The sequence below is a fragment of the Streptomyces capoamus genome (assembly GCF_014654935.1).
Taxonomy (GTDB): Bacteria; Actinomycetota; Actinomycetes; order Streptomycetales; family Streptomycetaceae; genus Streptomyces; species Streptomyces capoamus.
Genome location: NZ_BNBF01000029.1, coordinates 21,898 through 23,859, shown reverse-complemented (window position 1 = coordinate 23,859; position 1,962 = coordinate 21,898). Strand labels below are relative to the sequence as shown.

The 1,962-nt window shown below is 69.6% G+C and carries 2 protein-coding genes, 1 tRNA gene and 1 riboswitch; of the genes, 2 read left to right on the top strand and 1 reads right to left on the bottom strand.

Going from position 1 to position 1,962, the window contains the following annotated elements:
- A tRNA-Met gene (locus IE312_RS32640) sits at positions 1 to 74 on the bottom strand.
- A 309-nt stretch (positions 75 to 383) separates the two neighbouring features.
- A riboswitch (cyclic di-AMP (ydaO/yuaA leader) is annotated at positions 384 to 550 on the top strand.
- Between the two features lie 9 nt (positions 551 to 559).
- Between IE312_RS32640 and IE312_RS32635 the strand changes: the two genes are divergently transcribed.
- Both IE312_RS32635 and IE312_RS42885 read left to right on the top strand, forming a co-directional pair.
- On the top strand, positions 560 to 1,594 hold the full coding sequence (locus tag IE312_RS32635; RefSeq protein ID WP_189985861.1) for a M23 family metallopeptidase: 1,035 nt from the start codon (positions 560 to 562) through the stop codon (positions 1,592 to 1,594).
- Between the two features lie 81 nt (positions 1,595 to 1,675).
- Positions 1,676 to 1,962, top strand: a 287-nt coding sequence (locus tag IE312_RS42885) for an aldo/keto reductase (protein ID WP_229900707.1), incomplete at its 3' end; no start/stop codon positions are given.

Genomic DNA, 1,962 nt, shown 5'->3' with positions numbered 1-1,962 from the left:
TAGCGGGGACAGGATTTGAACCTGCGACCTCTGGGTTATGAGCCCAGCGAGCTACCGAGCTGCTCCACCCCGCGTCGTTGTGACTCCAGTGTACGCCATGTACGGGACCGCTCGCACACCCCTTCCGGTGCCCCCCGGCGGACGTCACCGAAAGTGACCGGGTGAGTGCCGTGTGCATAACATCTGAGTCACCATCAAAACCTGCGGTGACTCCTGAACTCTTCCGGCGGTCGGTCAACTCGCCCGGTTTGGCGGGTTAGTGGGCGATAACGTCACCGGTGAAAAGGTTAATGATCAAGACGAACAGCTTGGAAAGTGACTGGCAGGTCTATTAACGTTCGATAACGCAGCGCGGTCGTCCCAGCCGTCACCGAAGGCGGCTCCGTGCGCACGCGCCGAATCCCGCGAGGGAACCGGGGAACCACCACCTTGGGGTGAATCACGCGAACGCCGTCGTGAACTCGTCGAGTCCACGGCCGGTATACGCGCGTAGGAGACCTTCCTGCTCCGAACCCGTCAGCTAACCCGGTAGGCGGCGGAAGGAAAGGAGCACGCCCGCGTGGCGTCCAACCGGCCTGCCCCCCAAGCCCCGTCCATACCGGCTCAGCGCGAGACCGAGACCTTCGGCTACGGCTCCTACCGCGCCGAGGACGGCACCTGGGAGGAGTGGAACCCGACCGCGGAATCCGTCGCCCCGGTCCGTGGCCGGCACCGCGTCGCCAAGCAGCGCGGCGGCTTCGCGCGCAGCTCCACCGTCCTCGGCGTCGGCGTCATGGCCGCCGTCGGCGCGGGCGGCATCGCCAGCGCCAACACCGGCAAGCCGCCGGTCTCCCTCTCCCTGCCGGACCTGCCCTCCGTCGGCTCCCTCTTCCACGACGGCTCCGGCGACGCCCCGGCCGCCGAGACCACCGCCACGCTCAGCGGCGTCGGCGTGGCCACCGCGGACACCGAGGACGGCACCGACGCGGGCGAGGCCCTGCGCAACCGGATCATGGCGCAGGCCGAGCAGCAGCAGGGCCAGGCCGACAGCAGGGCCACCGCCGTCGCGCTCTCCGCCGCCCAGAGGCAGAACGCCGACGCCGCCGCGCGCGCCGAGAAGGAAGCCGCCGCCAAGGCCGCCGCGGCCAAGGAGAAGGCACAGGCCGCCGCCGAGCGGAAGGCCGAGGAGGCCCGGCTGGCCCGGCTGGCCAAGCAGTACACGCTGCCGACCTCCTCGTACACGATCACCTCGACCTTCGGGCAGGCCGGCTCGATGTGGTCCTCCGGCCACCACACCGGTCTCGACTTCGCCGCTCCCACCGGCACCCTGATCAAGGCCGTGCACGGCGGCACGATCACCGAGGCGGGCTGGGCCGGCGCCTACGGCTACCGCACGATCCTCACCCTGGACGACGGCACCGAGCTGTGGTTCTGCCACCAGTCCTCGATCAACGTCAAGACCGGCCAGAAGGTCTCCACCGGCGAGGTCATCGGCCGTGTCGGCGCCACCGGCAACGTCACCGGTCCGCACCTGCACCTGGAGGTCCACCCCGACGGCCGGCCCACCGGCATCGACCCGATGACGTGGCTGCGCGGCAAGGGCCTCACCCCCTGAGACGCTCCGCACGGGACACGCTGCGGAAAATCGACGCCGGCGGCGGGATGCGATCTCCCGCCGCCGGCGTTGACCTGTCGTATGACGTCACTTCGTAAACTGGGCTCCTCCGATCTCGAGGTCTTCCCGCTCGCCCTGGGCGGCAACGTCTTCGGCTGGACCGCGGACGAACGGACCTCCTTCGCCGTCCTCGACGCCTACACGGCGGCCGGCGGCAACTTCATCGACACCGCCGACTCCTACTCCGCCTGGGTCGAGGGCAACCAGGGCGGCGAGTCCGAGACGATCATCGGCAAGTGGGCCAAGGCCCGCGGCAACCGCTCCGACGTCGTCATCGCCACCAAGGTCAGCCAGCACCCCGAGTACCA